The sequence below is a fragment of the Streptosporangium sp. NPDC000396 genome (assembly GCF_042898655.1).
GTDB lineage: Bacteria > Actinomycetota > Actinomycetes > Streptosporangiales > Streptosporangiaceae > Streptosporangium.
The window spans coordinates 51,295-68,954 of the sequence record NZ_JBIAZA010000034.1 but is presented as its reverse complement, the minus strand read 5'-3'; the positions used below and the strand labels follow the sequence as shown (position 1 = coordinate 68,954).

The following is a 17,660-nucleotide window of genomic DNA, read 5'->3' as shown; positions in this document are numbered from 1 at the left end:
CCGCGGGGCCACGACAACACCCCCGGCCCCCCCCCCCCCGGCCGCGGGGGGGGGGGGGGGGGGGGCCCCCCCCCCCCCGGGGGCCCCCCCCCGCGACCGCGTTCCGAGACGGTCCGGGCGTGGCGGTGACGTCCTCTTGACTTTTGCGTGTCCGCGTACATTTCATGTGTATGAGGAAGACGAAGTGAGATGGCCATGCGGCTGGGATACCACTCGATCACCTGGGGTGGTGTCGTCGGGCACGCCCAGGGTGTAACCAGCGTCAAGGACCTCTTCTACCGGGCCAACGGCTCGATGGAACAAGCCGTCCGGGATATCGCTGCGGCCGGCTACCAGGGCACCGAGATGTTCGACGGCAACGTCGCCGACTACGCCGACCGGCCGGACGAACTGCGCGAGCTGCTGGCCGGTGCCGGGCTGGAGCTGGTCAGTGTCTACACCGGCGCGAACTTCATCTACGCCGACATCCTTCCCGACGAGCTGTACCGGGTGCGGCGGGCCGCCGAACTGGCCGCGACCTTCGGCGCCCGGCGACTCGTCGTGGGCGGTGGCGCGCGGCGCGCATCGGGGACCGAGGACGCGGACTACGACCGGCTCGCCGCCGGCCTGGACCGCGTCACCGAGATCGCGGAGAGCCATGGTCTGAGCGCGAGCTACCACCCCCACCTGACCACGATCGTGGAAAGCCCAGGCGAGCTGGAGCGGCTGCTTCATCGCACGGCCATCGGCTTCTGCCCCGACACGGCGCACCTGGCCGCCGGTGGCGGTGACCCGGCCGCGCTGATCCGCCGCTACCCGGATCGGGTCCGCCATGTCCATCTCAAGGACCTCCGCCTCGACCCACTGCGGTTCCTCCCCCTCGGCCAGGGCACTCTCGACTTCGCCGACATCATCCGGGCCGTGAAGGAATCCGGCTACGACAGCTGGCTGCTCGTCGAGCTGGACTCCTACGACGGCGACCCGCGTGAGGCCGCCGAGACCAGCAAGGCCTACCTCGACAAGCTGCTGCGGGAAACCGGCGGCTGAGTCCGGGAGGCGTTCGCTCGGGGGTGCATCGGTGTCGTCGTGCCCGACCGCCACTTTCATCACATGCGCCGCGTCCGCCGCGGCACCAACCTCCGGAGGGCACATATGACACACATGAAGCGTCCCGTCCGCCCTCTTGCGTCAGCGGCCCTGCTGATCTCGCTCGTCGTGGCCGGCTGCAGCTATCCCAGCAGTACGGTGGTCACCGAGTCGCCCGGCATCTCCAAAGCCGCCGAGCACGCCCTGGCCACCATGCGGGGCCAGGTGTTCAGCAAGGGCCCCCATGGCGAACAGCCCGCTCTCGCCGACACCGTGACCCTCTCAGCCGACGATGTCGCGAAGGTGAAGTCGATGAACGCCACCGCCGCCATTGTCATGCACTACGGCGGGAACGACTGGTCCAACGCCCAGATCGCCGGGCTGAAGTCCGAGTTCGGCAGGCTCGGCATCAAGGTCGTCGCCGTCACCGACGCGAACTTCAAGCCCGACAAGCAGGTGTCGGACCTGGAGACCGTCCTCAGCCAGAAGCCCGACGTCATCGTCTCCATCCCGACCGACCCGATCGCGACGGCCTCGGCCTACAAGAAGGCGGCCGAGTCCGGAGTCCGCCTGGTGTTCATGGACAACGCCCCGAAGGACATGGTCGCGGGCAAGGACTACGTCTCGGTTGTCTCCGCCGACAACTACGGCAACGGCGTGGTCTCCGCCCACCTCCTGGCCAAGACGCTGGGAGGCAAGGGGAAGATCGGGATGATCTACCACGAGGCCGACTTCTTCGTGACCAGGCAGCGCTACGAGGGCGCCAAGTCCACGATCCAGAAGGAATACCCAGAGATCAAGATCGTGGAGGAGAAGGGCATCGGCGGGCCGGACTTCGCCGGTGACGCGCAGAACGTGGCGAACGCGATGTTGAGCAAGCACGCGGACCTCGACGGGATCTGGGCGGTCTGGGACGTCCCGGCCGAGGGAGTGATGGCCGCCGCCCGCGCCTCCGGGCGTCTGGACCTGAAGATCTCCACGATAGATCTCGGCAAGATCGTGGCCATCGCTCTCGCGAGGAAGGAACTGGTCATCGGCCTCGGCGCGCAGGTCCCGTTCGACCAGGGTGTCACGGAGGCTCGGCTGGCCGCCGGAGGGCTTCTCGGCAAGAAGGAACCGCCGTACGTGGCGCTCGGCGCGCTGCCGGTCGAGCACAGGAACGTGCTGGAGGCGTGGAAGCAGGTCTACCACGAGAATCCGCCCCCGTTCCTGGAGGACTCCTTCAAGAAGTGACGGCGGGTCAAACGTCAGGAAGCGCCGTCCGTGTTCATACGGCCGTATGGACGGCGCCGATCTCGCGCGGGCCTCTGACCAGGGCGTAGGCTGGTAGCTGGGTAAGTTGGAAGCTGAAGCCATGTCCGATCCGAACAGTCCTGCCGGACCTCTGGACGGTGACATCGCCGTCCAGATGCGCGGGATACACAAGTCCTTCGACGGCGTGCCGGTCCTCAAGAGCGTCGACTTCGAGGTGCACCGGGGCGAGGTCCACGCCCTGGCGGGTGGGAACGGGGCCGGGAAGTCGACCCTGATGAAGATCCTGCAGGGTGTCTATTCGCTGGACGAAGGCCAGATCCTCATCGAGGGCCATCCGGTGCGGTTCGCCTCGATCCACGACGCTCGTGCCGCCGGAATCGGCATGGTCTTCCAGGAATTCAGCCTCGTCCCGACCCTGACGGTTGCCCAGAACGTCTTCCTGGCGGCCGAGCCGCTCGGCCCCGGGAAGCTGATCATGGACAGGGAGGCCAGTCGGCGAACTCGCGAGGTCTTCCGCCAGATGGACGTGGAGGTCGATCCGGACGCCACGGTCGGGAACCTCAGCACCGCGTACTGGCAGCTGACCGAGATCGCCAAGGCCCTGGCCCAGGACGCCCGCATCCTCATCATGGACGAACCGACCGCGAGCCTGGCCAAACATGAGACAGAGGCCCTGTTCGAGCTGGTGGGGCGGCTGAAGGCGCGCGGTATCTCCATCATCTACATCTCTCACCGGATGGACGAGGTCTACCGCATCGCCGACCGCATCACGATCCTGCGAGACGGACGCCGGCTCTTCACCAAGCCACTGACACAGGTCACGCCCCAGCAGATCGTCGAGGGCATCGTGGGCCAGCAGATCGAAGGCGAGCTGGTCTACCAGGAGCGGGCGAAACCGGTCGAGAAGGAGCCGCTGCTGCAGGCCCGAAACCTCCGCTCCGGCCGGCGGGTTCGCGACGTGTCCTTCCAACTGCACGCCGGGGAGATCCTCGGCCTGGCCGGGCTCATGGGCAGCGGCCGTACGGAGCTCGCCCGGTGCCTGTTCGGCGTAGACCGGCTGGACGGGGGAGAGATCCTGATCCGGGGGCGGCGCGTCGACGTGGAAAGCCCGCAGGAGGCCACGGAGGCGGGCGTCGCGCTCATCCCGGAGGACCGCCGGGAGCAGGGCCTGGTGCTCGACCACTCGGTCCGCGACAACCTGCTCCTGCCACTGCTGCGCCAGGTGTCTCGTGGTCCGCTCGTCGACGACGGCGCGGCCAAGGCACTGGCGCGTTCGCTCATCGAGCGCTTCGAGATCAAGGTGGCGAACCCCGCGCGCCCGGTCCGGCTGCTGTCGGGTGGCAACCAGCAGAAAGTCGTCATCGCCAAGTGGCTGGGCACCGAACCCGACGTCCTCATCATGGATGAGCCCACAGCCGGTGTGGACATCGGCACGAAGTCCGAGATCCTTCACATGATCCGCGGCCTCGCGGATGGGGGCAAGGGCGTCATCGTCATCTCATCCGAGTATCCGGAACTCCTCGCGGTGAGCGATCGCGTTCTCGTCCTCAAGGACGGCACCGTGCTGCGTGAGCTGCACCGCCGGGAGATCCCCGATGAGGAGTTCCTGCAACTTGCCGTCCAGGGGGTCTGAACCATGGCTCACAGCACCACCCCCGCGACACCCCCCTCGAAAGCGGGACTTTGGAACCTCAACCTGCTACGCGAAAGGTTCGGCGGACTCGACTGGCGACGCTACGTCATCTATATCGGGTTCGTCGTCGTTTTTCTCTTCTTCGCCCTGCTCCTGGGAGACGAGGGCTTCCTGACCGCCAACAACCTGCTGAACATCTTCCGGCAGACCGCCATCATCACCGTGATAGCCGTCGCGATGACATACGTCATCGCATGCGCGGAGATCGACCTCTCCGTCGGAGCCGTGGCCGGACTGGCCAGTGTCTGCACGGCGATGGCACTGGCGAACTGGGGGCTGGTGCCGGGCGTCCTGGCCGGGCTGGCCGTGGGCCTGGTGGTCGGCACCATCAACGGCGGCCTGGTCAGCCTGCTCAGCATCCCCTCGTTCCTGGTCACCCTCGGCATGCTGGGCATCGCCTCGGGCGTGGCCCAGTGGATCACCGCCTCGGCGCCGCAGCCCATCCTCAACGACACCTTCAACCTGGTGTTCGGATCGGGCAACCTCGGTCCCGTCCCGGGGCTGCTCATCTGGATGGCCGCCTTCGTCGCGGTCGGCGCCGTCGGGCTGGCCAAGACCCGGTTCGGCCGGCAGGTGCTGGCCACGGGCGGCAACCGCGTCGCCGCCGAGTTCACCGGTATCAACACCAAGCGGATCAAGTTCCAGGTGCTGCTGCTGTGCTCGCTCGCGGCCAGCGTGGCCGGCATGCTGTACGCGGGACGGCTGCAGTCCGGGCGCTTCCAGTGGGGAAGCGGCGACGAGCTGTCGGCCATCGCCGCCGTGATCCTGGGCGGCACCAGCCTCTTCGGCGGCAGCGGCTCGGTCATCGGCACCTTGTTCGGCGCCCTGCTCATCGGCTTGATCAACAACGGTCTCATCCTGGCCGGTCTCGAGACGAGCCAGCAGCAGGTCGTCCGTGGAGCGATCATCATCCTCGCCGTGGCGCTGGCCCGCCGAAAATAGCCCGCCACCCGGGTTTCGAGAACAGTGATCCCACGGTCCGGGAGGGTGCCATGACCAGACGTTTCCGCGCCGGCATCATCGGTGCCGGCTTCATCGGAGCGGTGCACGCCCATGCCGTCCGAGCCTCGGGGGGCGTCGTCGCCCTGGTCGCCGGTTCCACCCCGGAGAGCGCCGCGATCGCGGCCGAGCGGCTGGGTGCCGATCAGGCCGCCGGGTCCGTCGAGGAGCTCGTCGTCGCCGACGTCGACGCCGTCCACATCTGCACCCCGAACGCGCTGCACGTGCCGTTCTCCGAGCTCGCCCTGCGCGCCGGGAAGCCGGTGATCTGCGAGAAGCCGCTGGCGACCACCCCCGAGGACGCGCGCCGTCTCGTCAAGGCCGCCGGGGACGCCGGCGTCGTGACCGCGGTCCCCTTCGTCTACCGCTACTACCCGACCGTGCGCGAGGCCCGCGCCCGGATCGCGGCGGGGGAGGCCGGCCTGCTGTGGCTGCTGCACGGCTCCTACCTGCAGGACTGGCTGTCCGGCGGCGACGAGACGAACTGGCGGATCGACCCGGCGCTCGGCGGCGGCTCGCGCGCGTTCGGCGACATCGGCGTGCACTGGTGCGACCTGATGGAGTTCGTGACGGGTCATCGCATCACCCGGCTGACCGCCCGGATGACCACCGCGTTCCCGCAGCGCCGCCTCGGCGAGGGCATGGTCTCCGTGGGCACCGAGGACGGGGCCGTCGTGCTGTTCGAGACCGATCTCGGCGCGTCCGGGTCGGTGGTGGCCAGCCAGGTCTCGCCGGGTCGCAAGAACCGGTTGTGGTTCTCCTTCGACGGCACGTCGACGTCATACGTGTTCGACCAGGAGTCGCCCGACGCGCTCTGGGTCGGTGGGCGGGGTGAGAACCGCCTGGTCCTCCGCGACCCGGACACCCTGTCGCCGGCCGCCCGGCCGTACGCCCGGCTACCGGCCGGTCACCCACAGGGATACCAGGACTGCTTCAACGCCTTCGTCGCCGACACCTACGCCGCCATCGGCGGCGCACGCCCCGAGGGGCTCCCGACATTCGACGACGGGCTGCGCGCCGCCGTACTGACCGCGGCGGTGATCGAGTCCGCCACATCCCAGAGCTGGGTGGAGGTGCCCGCATGAAACTTGGTTTCCTGACCGCCTGCCTGCCCCGGCGCAGCCTGGAGGAGATCGTCACCTGGGCGGTGAGCGCCGGTTTCGAGGCGCTGGAGGTGGCCGCCTGGCCGGACCTGGGGGACCGGCCGTTCACCGCCACCCACCTGAAGGCGGAGGACTTCGGTGAGCGGGAGGCCGACGAGGTCCGTGCCCTGTTCGACGAACACCGGCTGACGTTGTCCTCGCTGTCCTTCTACGACAACAACCTGCACCCGGACCCGGACGAGCGAGCCGCGATCAACGCGCACGTGCGGGCCTGCATCGCCGCCGCCGCACTGGTCGGCTGCCCCACGGTGGGCACGTTCGTCGGTCGTGACCCGTCCAAGAGCGTCACGGAGAACCTGCGCGACGCGGAGAAGATCTTCCCTCCACTGGTGGAACAGGCCGGTGAGAAGGGCGTCAAGCTCATCATCGAGAACTGCGTGATGGAGGGCTGGCACCCCGACGGCTATCCGGGCAACCTCGCCTACTCGCCGGAGTTGTGGGAGTGGATGTTCTCTCTCGGGCTTTACCTGAACTTCGACCCCTCGCACCTGGTCTGGATGGGCATCGACCCGGTGACGGCGCTTCGGCCGTACGTCGACCGGATCCCCCACGCGCAGGCCAAGGACATAGAGGTGTTCCCGGAGCGGCGCAACCGCTACGGCTACCCCGGCCGCGCGGTGGACCGGCCCGATCCGTGGGACGTCGGCTGGTGGCGCTACCGGGTGCCCGGTCTCGGCCAGGTGGACTGGCGCCGCCTGGTCGACACGCTGTACGAGGGCGGTTTCGACGGCGTGCTCTCCGTCGAGCACGAGGACCCGGTCTGGGGCGGCACCGAGGACCGCGTGCGGACCGGCCTGCGGTTCGCCTACAGCACGCTGCGTCCCCTCCTGGTGGCCTGACGGCGGAAGGAGCGTGAGATGGCGGACGAGCAGGTGTTCTTCGACCCGCACCAGCGGGAGACCGTCGAGGCGGCGATGGCCCGGATGATCCCGACCGACGACTCGCCGGGCGCCAGGGAGGCCGGGACGATCGACTTCCTCGACCGATATCTCTCCGGCCTCGGCTACATCTACGCCAAGCCTGACGGCAGCGGATTCGAGAAGCTCGACGGTATGCGCGCCGACGCCTGGCGTCAGCGCATCGACATCCTGCGCGAGAAGTACGTCGAAGGCATCGCGGAGCTGGATCGCCGGAGCCGGGATCAGTTCGGCGCCGACTTCGCGCGGCTGCCGGGCGATCAGCAGGACCGCGTCCTGGCCGACGTGGAGCGGGGAGGGACCGGGGCTGATCTGGAGAAGGCGAAGGCCGTCGCGGGGTTCGCGCCGGTGGAGCCCGCGCTGCAGCAGACGAGCACCGAGATCGAGCTCGAATTCGTCCCGCTGCTGGCCTTCCACACCCGCCAGGGCTTCTACGCCGACCCCGTCTACGGGGGAAACAGAGATCGGGCCGGCTGGCAGGTGATCGGGTTCCCGGGGCCGGCCTCGCTGGCCGAGGTGCACTCGGGGCGCTACAGCACGCTGGCCTACTTCGCCGAGGGCGGAGGAGACCCCGGAGCGGGAGACGACCATGGCGAATAGAACGAAGCCGGAGCGAGCGGACGCCTGCATCATCGGTGCGGGGGCCTCGGGCGCGACCGCCGCGAAGGTGCTGGCCGAGCATGGCATGCGGGTGGTGGGACTCGAACGCGGGCCCTGGCGAAGGCAGGAGAGCTTCGGCGGCGACGAACTCGCCAACGTGAACCGCTACAACCTCTGGCCCGACCCGCTGCTGAATCCGCGGACGGTCCGCGCCTCGGAAGGCGAGGAACCGCAGGTCGAGCTGTTCTGCCCGGTGCCGCAGATGGTCGGTGGCGGCACGGTGCACTGGCAGGGCTGGTTGCCGCGTTTCACTGAGAACGACTTCCGGTTGCGCTCCATCGTCGGCGACGTGCCGGGCACGACGCTCGCCGACTGGCCCATCACCTACGCCGAGTTGGAACCGTACTACACGACGATCGAGTGGGCCTTCGGCGTGTCGGGCCAGGCCGGTGCCAACGCGTTCGAGTCACCCCGGAGCCGGGGCTACCCCTGCCCGCCGCTGCCCATGTCACGCTATGCGCGGAAGTTCCACGAGGGCTGCCGCAATCTCGGCTACAACTCGTTCCCGACACCGCAGGCGGCGCTGTCACGGCCGTTCAACGGCCGGTCGGCAACGGTCATCAGCGCCTTCGCCCAGCAGCACGGCGACCCGACCGGTACCAGGTCGAGCGCGCTGAACGTCTTCGTCCCCGAGGCGGTGGCGACCGGACGTTATGATCTGCGGCCCGACTGCTACGTGCGCGAGATCACGGTGGACGAGCGCGGCCGGGCGAAGAGCGCCCTGTACCAGGATGCCGACGGTGATCTCGTCGAGCAGGAGGCGGACGTCTTCATTCTCGCCTGCGGCGCGGTTGAAACGGCGCGGCTGCTGCTGCTTTCCCGCTCCGCGCGCTTCCCGGACGGCCTGGCCAACGGCAGTGATCTCGTCGGCCGCAATGTGACGTTCCATGAGTACAGCGCCGCGATCGGCCTCTTCGACGACCCGATCTACGCTTGGGCGGGTGGCGGCTACGTCAGCGCCAGCAGCTTCCAGTTCTACGAGCACGACGACTCGCGGGACTTCGCCGGTGGCGGTCACGTCGCGTGCGCGGGTGTCGGCATCCCGCTGCCGATCAACTGGAGCCTGCCGGACCGTCCGCTGTGGGGATCCGAGGCCAAGCGGATCGACCGGGACCACTTCAACCACAGCATGGCCGTCGCGATGGTCCTGCACGACATGCCGCAGCACGACAACCGCGTCGAGCTCGACGAGAAGGTCAGGGACGCCTGGGGACTGCCGGTCGCGCGGATCACGCTGCACCCGCACAAGAACGACCTGGCCATGGGGCGTTTCCTCATCGACAGGAACGCGGAGATCCTGGAAGCGGCCGGAGCGAGGAAGGTCTACCGGGTCTACATCGACCGCATCACGGGCAACTGCTCACACCAGCACGGCACGACGCGCATGGGAGACGACCCTGAGACGTCGGTGCTGAACAGGTGGTGCCGGGCGCATGAGGTCGACAACCTCTTCGTCGTCGACGGCGGGCCGTTCCCCACCGGCACCGGAGCCAACCCAACCCTTACGATCATGGCGAACGCCTGGCGGGTCGCCGACCACATCGCCGGCGGCCGCTCCGCCGACAGGGACGGGTGAACCGGCGAGCGGCTCACCCGCCACCGCGACTGGACCTGGGGTTCAGGCTTGGCCGATCCAATCACGGCAAGTGGCAGGAACGAATCAAGCCACCGGCCAGGAGTCGCCATCCCCGGCGTGCCGACTCCGATTCGCGCGGCCAGACGGATATAGAACGGGACCGTCATCTCGATCGAGGGGGTCTCGATGCCACTCACGCGTCGGGTCGCGAACGTGGCGGAAAGGCGCCGTGCTGTACGGCCGCGCGGAAAGCCGGTCACTGAACCGCCGGCTCTCCTGGCGGCCACCACACCGGCAGGTGACGACGAGCTTACGAATCAGCCATCAACTCTGCTGGACACACGGGAGAGCACCCATGACCGACGCGAGCGACTCAAGCTCCGGAATTCCGGAGAATCCACTGGTGGCGGAGCTGATCGCGCATGGGGTGGGCAATGACGCGAGGCTGTTGCGCGGCTTCGTCGGACCGTCGAGAAACGAAAACGTCATCACCCTGTACCAGAGGCTGGATCGCCTCTCGGACACGGTGGAGATAGCGCGGAGCGACATACTGCACCACGTGAAGGCGCCGAGGTCGCCGCTCGGGGGCGTCATCCTCTGGGTCAAGAAGGACGCGAAGATAACCATCAACCGGCTTGAGCCGCCGGAACCCCGCGATGACGTGCCGCAGAGCGATCTTCAGGAGCTGAGGAAAGGCAGGCTCCGCATGCGCGTACGGGGGCACGGCGGTCGTGAAACGTGTTTCTCCGTCTGCATGGACTGCCTTTCCTGGTGCTCCTGCAGCATCTGCACGTCCACATGCACACCAGAATGATGCTCGACATCGCAATGAGACTCGACGATCTGTGTGAGATGTTCGAAGCGCTTCGGTTCCCGTCACGGGATGAGCGCGAGCATCCGGAAATCGAGACTGTTCTCGCCGCCCGATCGAGCGTCCAAGCCGCTGTCGTCGACGACGAGTTCCTTGCGAGCTGCATTTTCGCGGAGTTGCGGCTGATCGAGGGAAACGCTCTGCGGCCGGGGCTCGTTCCGTTCTTCGTGACGCCGGAATCCGGCATCCGGTTCGCTTTCGGGTACTGGCCGCCCGAGGGCACGCCGGGACCGCACGAGCACACAGCATGGACGATCACGGCTGTCTGCCGTAACGAGCTCGAGGTCCTGACCTACGATCGTGACGAGTCCTACCGCCGCCGTGAGCTGGTGCCCAAGAATCGCTTTCCGGCGTCCGCCGGGAAGGTCGGATACATCCACAGGCCCTGCATTCACGCACCGATCAACAGATCGCCGGACTGGTCGTTGTCTTTCCACGTGACCAGTCCGAGAGACGGGGAAGACCTCGGTGATCAGGACTGTCCTCTGCCGGGCCTCATGACGAGGCCAAGGCTCGTGCCGGCGAGGCACGACCATCCCTACGCCAGTGTCATCGCGGCACGACGCCGGATGAGGCGCGTTCGCGTGCTCGCCGCAACCCTCGCTTCGATGCGTGTCACCCAGGCGCCGGCTCTTCTCGCCAGATGTGCCGCCGTCGGCTCTTCCGCTACCAGCCGGTTGATCTATCGAAGCGTGAACAGGCCCGAACCGGACTCCGCCCCCGGCCTGGACCTCAGGCTCCGGCGCGTGCACAAAGATCTCACGCTGTCCTACCTTTGCGCCGGCGATATGGTCGCCCTCTACGCGGAGACCGCGAGGGGTCCGGTCGAGGAGCTCGCCGTCGACGGCGTCGCACGTGAGGCGATCGCGTTCGTGGTCAGGGAGCAGGCCTTCGACGTGCGCGCGATACCCGGAGGCCTCTCCCAGGAAGAGCGTATGGCTCTTGCGGAGGCACTGGAAGAAACCGGCCTTTACACGAGGACAGGCGATGACGCACACATTTCGAACTGAGCACACGTCGAACTCGCAGGTTTTCGACGCCTTGGACTACGAGGCCCCCTTCGTCGTGGAAAAGCTCCTGAAGGAGCACATCGTCGAAAGTGCCGAGGAGGGGCAGGCGCTTTTCGGCGAGGTCAAGCGATATCTCGTCCTCGTCGGCCTGAGCGAGGGGGAGGGTTGGAAAATGTACTCGCTGCGCGTCGACGACGCGTGGCACCAGTTCATCCTCTTCACGCGACAGTACATCGAGTTCTGCAATCGCTTCTTCGGCCGGTACATCCCCCACAGTCCGAGCAACGCGCCGGAGCCGCCGTCGCAGGCACCGATCGCCGAAACCTCGTTCAAACTCTTTCAGGATCGTTACCGGGTGCTCTTCGGGACACCGCTTCCGGACGTCTGGTACGACGAAAGGAACGTCACGACCCGCCGCCGCGTGATAAACGATCGGGTGGGGTCGCTGGAGGTGCGGACGGGCCTGGACATGGTGGAATTGCTGAACCCTGACGGCGAGGTTCTGTTCTCGGTGAACGAGATCGCCGAGGACGCGCTCAGGTTCGTTGCCGGCACCGGCGCGTTCTATGTCAGGGAGCTGCCGGGCGATCTCACCGACGAGGAGAAGATCGCTCTTGTCGCGACACTGATCGAGTGCAGGATTCTCCGTTCAGCCTAGTGAAGGCTGGCTCGAACCGTGTTTCTCGCGGCGGCCCGCCGATCTACCTGCCGTACGCGGGCGGGATGCGCGCCGCGATCTGCTCGCGGGCGTGTTCACAGGATGCGAAGCTGTGCGGGCAGGCAAGAGCGTGCTCGATCAGGTCCTTGGCCGCGCGCGATCGCGCGATGCGCTGTTCCAGCTCGGCGACGTGCTGGCGCAACATGTCCTGGTGATCCATCGGATCGGGCGTGGACAGCACCGAACGATGGTTCCTGCGCCACGGTGAGCCGCTGGGCCTGGGAATCGCCGAGTTGCCGTCGTTGGCCGCCGTCGTCGTCACCAACCTGGCCACCAACCATTGGGATCTGCGTGCGCTGCGCATGTTGCCGGGCAAGGAGTCCACACCGGTGTACGTGCCCACTCCGCGCATGGCCCGCCAGGCCAGGGCCCTGGGTTTTTGGCATGCCGAGCACCTTCGCTGGGGGGCAGGAGCGCGAGATCGCGCCCGGCGTGTCGATGCGGGCGGTGCCCGCGGGGCGGACTCTGGTGCGGGGGTGCTGATCCCGGTGCACGACGCCCACGGGCGCGATCCGCTCTCGGCGCTGTTCCGCACCTCCGGCACCGCCTCGGACACGGTGGCCCTGGCCGGACCGGGTCTGCGGGTGGTGGACCTGCCGACGGGCGAGCGCTGGGAGCCGGCGCGATAAGCGTGTTCCCACCGGAACCGCTGGGGAGACCGAACAGGCCGCCGAAAGAAACCGGAAAGTCCGATCCGGAGCCTGTAGACCAGCATTAATGAGGTAAATGTGGTTTTGGGCGATCCGAATTATGTCCTAGTTTTCGATCGCCGCAGACAACGCCTTGCAGGGCAGTGCCAAGCGCCGAGGAGCCGACCCGCTGGTCAAGGGTGGTCGGCTGGATGTAATTCGTGAAAACGCGGACCGTTTCCCGGTGGGGTGGACCCCGATAATCGCAGGTCACGGTGCCCGCCACTGGAAAAACTAGTGGACCGAAAACCAAAGATCTGGCTTTGTTGTTGATTTTCGGTCTGGCCGAAAAGATTTCTGAAGTCTCAAGTGACTCATAATGGTCATCTCGTACAAGGTGATCTATGATGTGTGACATATTAATCCCCCAACCGGGCTGAGAAGGGGTGTCATGTCAGGCGGCGCAGGACTTGACGAACGTGTGTCCGAAGTGGTGAAAGCGGCTCAGCTGGTCAGGCCGGAAAACCGGTTCTTCGCCACGGCGAAGGCCGTTGACCAAGTCGCGGAGGCGGACGCGCTGGCCGTGGCGCGGCAGTGGGAGGTGATGACCAAGACCTTCATGTTCACGACGATTTCGGGACTGGGTGTGGCGGCGCGGCACTTCACGTCGCAGAAAGCTCCGGATCGGGAGGTGCTGGCGGCATTCCAGACGGCCTATCGGGTCATCGGTGATGATTTGGACAACCTGGCCGAGGATTTCAGTGTGGTGGCGCCACGGGGGGCGGCCGGAATCCATTACCTGTGGTGGGCCGACTCGATCGTGAAGCCGCTGGCCGGAGTGGTCGGCGAGGAGACGGCAGAGGACTTCCCGAAAGGTGTCGCCGAGCTCCTGGGGGCGATGGAGGCAATGGCCGACCACCGATTGGGCGCGGCGGTGCAGCTGCGGGTCGTGGAGGCCATCGCGCTGGACATCGCGGTCGCGTTCCGGCGCATGTACGGCAAGGTGCTGGTCGACGGGCAGAAGCTGTTCGCGGCGCCCGACGCGCTGACGTGGATCGACGCGCACATCAGAGCCGAGACCGGTCACGCCAAGTCGGTCAGCGACGAGGAGACCGGCATGACGGCCATGGTCGAGAGTGAGGCGGACGCCGAAGAGTTCGTGCTGCTCGCCACGGACTACGCGGCCCACTGGGCAGGCGCGCTCGACGACTTCGCCGATCAGATCTCTGCTGGCTGACCCGGGGAAGGGCGTGCAAAGCCAGTGAACGACGTCATTGACGCGGTCAACGCACTACGGGGCCTGGTCCAACGTGACAGAGTTCGGGACGAGGCATTCCTCAAGCACCTGTCCAATGAGCTGATCGCCTCGCCCACGCTCCGGCACGTGCAAATCGTCCAGGCGTTCGCTGACGACGCCATGGCCTTCGGCCGGGATCCCCGGCTGCTCCAGACGAAGGCGCATATCAACAACCGGACGGACAACTCCATCTTCTCGCTGTTCGACGCCTCCTACTTCCCGACGCTGTCCCTCGACTTCCTGACGTACCGGCCGCTCCCGACCGACGACCGTCTGGACGCCGGGTACCCCAGCCCGACGATGCCGGTGACGATCGAACGGATGTCGAAGGGCTTCGAGGCCCGGCCGGTCGTGGCGCTCTTCCCGGAGAACCACATCGACGGCCGCCAGGAGAGCGGCGACCTGATCTTCTACTTCATCGACAAGTTCGTCGAACGGCATCTGCGCCTGACCCGGCTTCTCGTGACCAACGTCATGGCGGAGGGGTCGTTCCCGCTGGTCGAAGCCGCATGGCCGGGCGACATCGAACAGGCCTCGGCGTGGTGGGTGCGGTTGCACGAATACCACCACCGTCAGGGAGACATGCCGATTCCCGACTTCCTTCCGGTGAAGAAGTTCAAGCCGCTGGCGGGCCTTGAGGAACTGCGGGTGGACGTGTCGGCGATGCTCGCCTGCCTCAACGACTCCGCCCTGCCCGAGCGCGGCGCGAGGCTCACCTATGAGTACGTGCTGTCCGAGCGGCTGCTCCGCTACGCGGTGGAGGGAATACCCAGGCCCAATTACGACGCGGTCGCCTCTCAGCTGCTCTTCAACTACCTCATCGCCGCGGACGGGATCCGGCTGCACAACGGCCTGATCCACCTCCGCCCGGATCTGCCCGCCGTACTGGCCGAATTTCTCGGCGAGATCCAGGCGATCGAGCGGCACATCCACAGCGAGCCCGCCGAACAGGTCAGGGAACGGCTGCTGCGATTCACCAACAAGTACACGGACTACGACGAAGAGGCGGGGGACTACCGTCACATCCCCTTCTTCGCCGAGGCCAAGCGGAAGCTGGGCGTGTGAACATGATCGACATTCCGATCTTCCAGGTCGACGCGTTCACCGAACGGATCTTCTGGGGGAATCCGGCGGCGGTCTGTCTGCTCGAAGAATGGCTGCCCGAGGCCGTCATGCAGGCCATCGCCCTGGAGAACAACCTCCCGGAGACGGCGTTCATCCTCAGGAACGGGGACGACTACGATCTGCGCTGGTTCACCCCGGCCACCGAGGTCGACCTGTGCGGGCACGCCACGCTGGGCGCGGCGTACGTCGTGCTGACACATGTCAATCCGGACTGGGACGAGGTGACGTTCCACTCGGCCAGCGGGCCGCTCGTGGTCGCCAGGCACGGTGACAAGTTCGGCCTGACATTCCCCGCCCTCGACTTCTTCCAGGTCGAACCGCCGGAGAGCCTCCTGCGAGGACTGGGGTCGCCGGCACCGTCGGCGGTCTACAAGTCCATGGACTACCTCGCGGTCTACGACACCGAGGACCAGGTCCGGTCGGTCGTGCCGGACCCGGTCGCTCTCTCCGCGCTCGACCTGCGTGGCGTGGTCATCACCGCGCCGGGGGCCGAGGCCGACTTCTGCTCACGCTTCTTCGGGCCGAAACTGTCGATCCCCGAAGACCCGATCACCGGATCGGCGCACTGCGCGCTCGTTCCGTACTGGGCGCAGCGGCTGGGGAAGTCCCGTATGCGCGCCCAGCAGTTCTCGCCACGGCTGGGCCGTACCCACACGATCAGCCTTGACTGCGGCCTGGACGGAGACCGGGTCGCCCTGTCCGGCGCGGCCAGGCAGTACATGGCCGGAACGATTCACCTGTCCGAAGACGACCTCGACCAGAACCGAGAGGGATGACGTGCGCACCAAGCGAATCTTCCATGCGGTCGACTCCCACACCGAAGGCATGCCCACTCGTGTGATCACCGGTGGAATCGGGGTGATCCCGGGGGCGACGATGGCGGAACGCCGCATCTACTTCCGCGAGAACCTCGATCACATCAGAACCCTGCTCGTGACCGAGCCGCGGGGGCACGCGTCGATGAGCGGCGCCATCCTCCAGCCGCCGACCCGGCCCGACGCGGACTGGGGTGTGCTGTTCATCGAGGTGTCCGGTTACCTGCCGATGTGCGGGCACGGCACGATCGGGGTCGCGACCGTCCTGGTGGAGACGGGCATGGTCACCGTGACCGAGCCCGTCACCACCGTGCGCCTGGAGACCCCGGCAGGTCTGGTCGTCGTCGACGTGGCGGTCTCCGACGGGGTCGCGCAGAGCGTCACCCTCCGGAACGTCCCGGCGTTCTGCGAGCGGCTGGACGCCGAGCTGGAGGTTCCCGGGTTCGGCTCCGTCCGCTACGACCTCGCGTACGGCGGCAACTTCTACGCGATCGTGCAGCTCGACGACTACGGGCTGCCGTTCGACAGGAAGGCCAAGAACGAGATCACGGCCGCGGGCCTGGCCACCATGCAGGCGATCAACGCCACGGCCGAGCCGATCCACCCCGAGGACTCACGGATCCGAGGCGTCCGGCATGTGTACTTCGCCGCTCCGGGATCCGACGCGTCGTACTCGCGCCACGCCATGTCCATCTACCCCGGCTGGTTCGACCGGTCGCCGTGCGGCACCGGCACCAGCGCGAGGATGGCGCAGCTGCACGCCCGCGGCGAACTGGAAATCGGCGCCGACTTCGTCAACGAGTCCTTCATCGGGTCGCAGTTCATCGGCCGCCTCGCCGAGGAGACGACCGTCGCCGATCGCAAGGCCGTCGTGCCGACCGTCACCGGACGGGCCTGGATCACCGGCACCGCGCAGTACTTCCTGTCCCCCGACGACCCCTTCCCCGCAGGCTTCGAGCTCTGACCACCCCTCCGTCAGGAAGGACACGCCTCCCCATGGCCTCCACGATTCTTGGCCGGATCCCGTTCGACGACGAGCGCATCGCCAAGGACATCGCCCGGCTTGAGTCCATGCCGATCCCGCAGGAGCCGTACCGGGTCTTCACCACGGGCACCTGGCTGAACATCAACCTGTGGAACGCCTCCGGCGACCACACCGACGGCTTCTGGTACGGCCACGAGCAGCGCCCCGGACGCCCCACCCCGCTCCTCGACGAGGTCCCCTACCTTCGCGAGGTCCTGACCACCTGGTTCGACCCGGACCGGCTGACGATGGTGCGCGGGCGCAACGTCGTCGAGTTCTCCATCATCCCGCACCGGGACTTCATCGAGGCCGGTGAGGTGGAGCAGTTCTTCCGGGTGATCGTTCTTCTGGAGGACAACGAGCACTCGGTCAACTCCGACGAGGACATGGTCTTCCACATGCGCAAGGGCGAGGTGTGGTTCCTGGACGCGGCCCAGGTCCACGCGGCCATGAACATGTCCTCGCGCAGCCGCTGGTCGCTCTGCCTCGACTTCGCGGCCGGTCCGGGTTTCCAGCCGGCGGACATCTTCGCCCGGCCCGAGTTCTACGACCCCGGTCTCCGGCCCACCCTGGCAGAGCGTAAGCCGGCCGCCTCGGACCTGCCCGAACGGCTGCGCGCCCTGAGCACCGTCGTGTCCCGGCACAACATCAAGGACATCGCCTTCCTGCTGGGCCGGATCCACCTCACGGAGGAGGCGCCGATCGGGGCCTCGTGGGACTGGCTCATCGACGTCACCCGGCAGTCCGGCGACGCGGAACTGATCGACATCGCCGAACGCGCCAAGAAGTTCTTCATCCTCTCCCGTGAAGTCGGCGAGGACTTCACCTTCCTGCCCAGGTGAGC

18 protein-coding genes are annotated in these 17,660 nt (G+C 67.2%); 17 read left to right on the top strand and 1 reads right to left on the bottom strand.

Translation table 11 applies throughout. The features are described from left to right. The first annotated feature begins 189 nt into the window (after positions 1 to 189). From ACFY2X_RS38815 to ACFY2X_RS38765, 11 genes are all read left to right on the top strand, one after another. On the top strand, positions 190 to 1,026 hold the full coding sequence (locus ACFY2X_RS38815; protein WP_389948077.1) for a sugar phosphate isomerase/epimerase family protein: 837 nt from the start codon (positions 190 to 192) through the stop codon (positions 1,024 to 1,026). A 105-nt stretch (positions 1,027 to 1,131) separates the two neighbouring features. Beyond that, on the top strand, positions 1,132 to 2,298 hold the full coding sequence (locus ACFY2X_RS38810; protein ID WP_389948076.1) for a substrate-binding domain-containing protein: 1,167 nt from the start codon (positions 1,132 to 1,134) through the stop codon (positions 2,296 to 2,298). 121 nt (positions 2,299 to 2,419) lie between these two features. Continuing rightward, entirely contained in the window at positions 2,420 to 3,952 is a 1,533-nt protein-coding gene (locus ACFY2X_RS38805; protein ID WP_389948075.1) for a sugar ABC transporter ATP-binding protein, read from the top strand. A 3-nt stretch (positions 3,953 to 3,955) separates the two neighbouring features. Next, complete coding sequence (locus ACFY2X_RS38800) at positions 3,956 to 4,954, top strand: ABC transporter permease (RefSeq protein WP_389948074.1); 999 nt, start codon at positions 3,956 to 3,958, stop codon at positions 4,952 to 4,954. A gap of 50 nt (positions 4,955 to 5,004) precedes the next feature. Next, complete coding sequence (locus ACFY2X_RS38795; RefSeq protein WP_389948073.1) at positions 5,005 to 6,096, top strand: Gfo/Idh/MocA family oxidoreductase; 1,092 nt, start codon at positions 5,005 to 5,007, stop codon at positions 6,094 to 6,096. Beyond that, on the top strand, positions 6,093 to 7,013 hold the full coding sequence (locus tag ACFY2X_RS38790) for a sugar phosphate isomerase/epimerase family protein (RefSeq protein ID WP_389948072.1): 921 nt from the start codon (positions 6,093 to 6,095) through the stop codon (positions 7,011 to 7,013). The genes ACFY2X_RS38795 and ACFY2X_RS38790 overlap by 4 nt, the downstream gene beginning before the upstream one ends. 18 nt (positions 7,014 to 7,031) lie before the next feature. Then, the gene (locus tag ACFY2X_RS38785) at positions 7,032 to 7,691 is read left to right on the top strand and encodes a gluconate 2-dehydrogenase subunit 3 family protein (protein ID WP_389948071.1); all 660 of its coding nucleotides are present in this window, start codon (positions 7,032 to 7,034) and stop codon (positions 7,689 to 7,691) included. After that, positions 7,681 to 9,327, top strand: coding sequence for a GMC family oxidoreductase (locus ACFY2X_RS38780; RefSeq protein WP_389948070.1), 1,647 nt, complete (start codon positions 7,681 to 7,683; stop codon positions 9,325 to 9,327). Before ACFY2X_RS38785 ends, ACFY2X_RS38780 begins: the two co-directional genes overlap by 11 nt. Positions 9,328 to 9,682: 355 nt before the next feature. Then, the gene (locus ACFY2X_RS38775) at positions 9,683 to 10,141 is read left to right on the top strand and encodes a hypothetical protein (RefSeq protein WP_389948069.1); all 459 of its coding nucleotides are present in this window, start codon (positions 9,683 to 9,685) and stop codon (positions 10,139 to 10,141) included. Next, positions 10,138 to 11,208 (top strand): hypothetical protein, encoded by a 1,071-nt coding sequence (locus tag ACFY2X_RS38770; RefSeq protein WP_389948068.1) that lies wholly within the window; start codon positions 10,138 to 10,140, stop codon positions 11,206 to 11,208. The genes ACFY2X_RS38775 and ACFY2X_RS38770 overlap by 4 nt, the downstream gene beginning before the upstream one ends. Then, positions 11,186 to 11,866 carry a glycine-rich domain-containing protein gene (locus ACFY2X_RS38765; RefSeq protein ID WP_389948067.1) on the top strand — a complete coding sequence of 227 codons (681 nt, stop codon included), beginning with the start codon at positions 11,186 to 11,188 and terminating at the stop codon, positions 11,864 to 11,866. The genes ACFY2X_RS38770 and ACFY2X_RS38765 overlap by 23 nt, the downstream gene beginning before the upstream one ends. A 43-nt stretch (positions 11,867 to 11,909) precedes the next feature. Here the strand turns inward: ACFY2X_RS38765 and ACFY2X_RS38760 are convergent, their stop codons facing one another. Continuing rightward, the gene (locus ACFY2X_RS38760) at positions 11,910 to 12,086 is read right to left on the bottom strand and encodes a hypothetical protein (protein ID WP_389948066.1); all 177 of its coding nucleotides are present in this window, start codon (positions 12,084 to 12,086) and stop codon (positions 11,910 to 11,912) included. 10 nt (positions 12,087 to 12,096) lie between these two features. On the opposite strand from ACFY2X_RS38760, the gene ACFY2X_RS38755 reads away from it, so the two are divergent. The 6 genes from ACFY2X_RS38755 (at position 12,097) to ACFY2X_RS38730 (ending at position 17,658) form a co-directional block, all read left to right on the top strand. Then, a complete protein-coding gene (locus ACFY2X_RS38755) occupies positions 12,097 to 12,555 on the top strand; it encodes a hypothetical protein (RefSeq protein WP_389948065.1) in 459 nt (152 codons plus the stop codon). A 451-nt stretch (positions 12,556 to 13,006) separates the two neighbouring features. Further along, positions 13,007 to 13,792 carry a DUF6202 family protein gene (locus ACFY2X_RS38750; RefSeq protein ID WP_389948064.1) on the top strand — a complete coding sequence of 262 codons (786 nt, stop codon included), beginning with the start codon at positions 13,007 to 13,009 and terminating at the stop codon, positions 13,790 to 13,792. Between the two features lie 24 nt (positions 13,793 to 13,816). Continuing rightward, positions 13,817 to 14,917, top strand: coding sequence for a DUF6421 family protein (locus ACFY2X_RS38745; RefSeq protein WP_389948063.1), 1,101 nt, complete (start codon positions 13,817 to 13,819; stop codon positions 14,915 to 14,917). 2 nt (positions 14,918 to 14,919) lie between these two features. After that, positions 14,920 to 15,753 carry a PhzF family phenazine biosynthesis protein gene (locus tag ACFY2X_RS38740; RefSeq protein ID WP_389948116.1) on the top strand — a complete coding sequence of 278 codons (834 nt, stop codon included), beginning with the start codon at positions 14,920 to 14,922 and terminating at the stop codon, positions 15,751 to 15,753. 1 nt (position 15,754) lies between these two features. After that, positions 15,755 to 16,756 carry a proline racemase family protein gene (locus ACFY2X_RS38735; RefSeq protein ID WP_389948062.1) on the top strand — a complete coding sequence of 334 codons (1,002 nt, stop codon included), beginning with the start codon at positions 15,755 to 15,757 and terminating at the stop codon, positions 16,754 to 16,756. Positions 16,757 to 16,788: 32 nt separating this feature from the next. After that, positions 16,789 to 17,658 carry an aspartyl/asparaginyl beta-hydroxylase domain-containing protein gene (locus ACFY2X_RS38730; RefSeq protein ID WP_389948061.1) on the top strand — a complete coding sequence of 290 codons (870 nt, stop codon included), beginning with the start codon at positions 16,789 to 16,791 and terminating at the stop codon, positions 17,656 to 17,658. Positions 17,659 to 17,660 lie beyond the last annotated feature (2 nt).

Bases quoted from the DNA above. Each gene is read 5' to 3' on its own strand.
- ACFY2X_RS38790 (WP_389948072.1), top strand. From the start codon at position 6,093: ATGAAACTTGGTTTCCTGACCGCCTGCCTGCCCCGGCGCAGCCTGGAG.
- ACFY2X_RS38740 (WP_389948116.1), top strand. From the start codon at position 14,920: ATGATCGACATTCCGATCTTCCAGGTCGACGCGTTCACCGAACGGATC.
- ACFY2X_RS38800 (WP_389948074.1), top strand. From the start codon at position 3,956: ATGGCTCACAGCACCACCCCCGCGACACCCCCCTCGAAAGCGGGACTT.
- ACFY2X_RS38765 (WP_389948067.1), top strand. From the start codon at position 11,186: ATGACGCACACATTTCGAACTGAGCACACGTCGAACTCGCAGGTTTTC.
- ACFY2X_RS38805 (WP_389948075.1), top strand. From the start codon at position 2,420: ATGTCCGATCCGAACAGTCCTGCCGGACCTCTGGACGGTGACATCGCC.
- ACFY2X_RS38730 (WP_389948061.1), top strand. From the start codon at position 16,789: ATGGCCTCCACGATTCTTGGCCGGATCCCGTTCGACGACGAGCGCATC.
- ACFY2X_RS38770 (WP_389948068.1), top strand. From the start codon at position 10,138: ATGATGCTCGACATCGCAATGAGACTCGACGATCTGTGTGAGATGTTC.
- ACFY2X_RS38810 (WP_389948076.1), top strand. From the start codon at position 1,132: ATGACACACATGAAGCGTCCCGTCCGCCCTCTTGCGTCAGCGGCCCTG.
- ACFY2X_RS38775 (WP_389948069.1), top strand. From the start codon at position 9,683: ATGACCGACGCGAGCGACTCAAGCTCCGGAATTCCGGAGAATCCACTG.
- ACFY2X_RS38750 (WP_389948064.1), top strand. From the start codon at position 13,007: ATGTCAGGCGGCGCAGGACTTGACGAACGTGTGTCCGAAGTGGTGAAA.
- ACFY2X_RS38795 (WP_389948073.1), top strand. From the start codon at position 5,005: ATGACCAGACGTTTCCGCGCCGGCATCATCGGTGCCGGCTTCATCGGA.
- ACFY2X_RS38760 (WP_389948066.1), bottom strand. From the start codon at position 12,086: ATGGATCACCAGGACATGTTGCGCCAGCACGTCGCCGAGCTGGAACAG.
- ACFY2X_RS38780 (WP_389948070.1), top strand. From the start codon at position 7,681: ATGGCGAATAGAACGAAGCCGGAGCGAGCGGACGCCTGCATCATCGGT.
- ACFY2X_RS38785 (WP_389948071.1), top strand. From the start codon at position 7,032: ATGGCGGACGAGCAGGTGTTCTTCGACCCGCACCAGCGGGAGACCGTC.
- ACFY2X_RS38815 (WP_389948077.1), top strand. From the start codon at position 190: ATGGCCATGCGGCTGGGATACCACTCGATCACCTGGGGTGGTGTCGTC.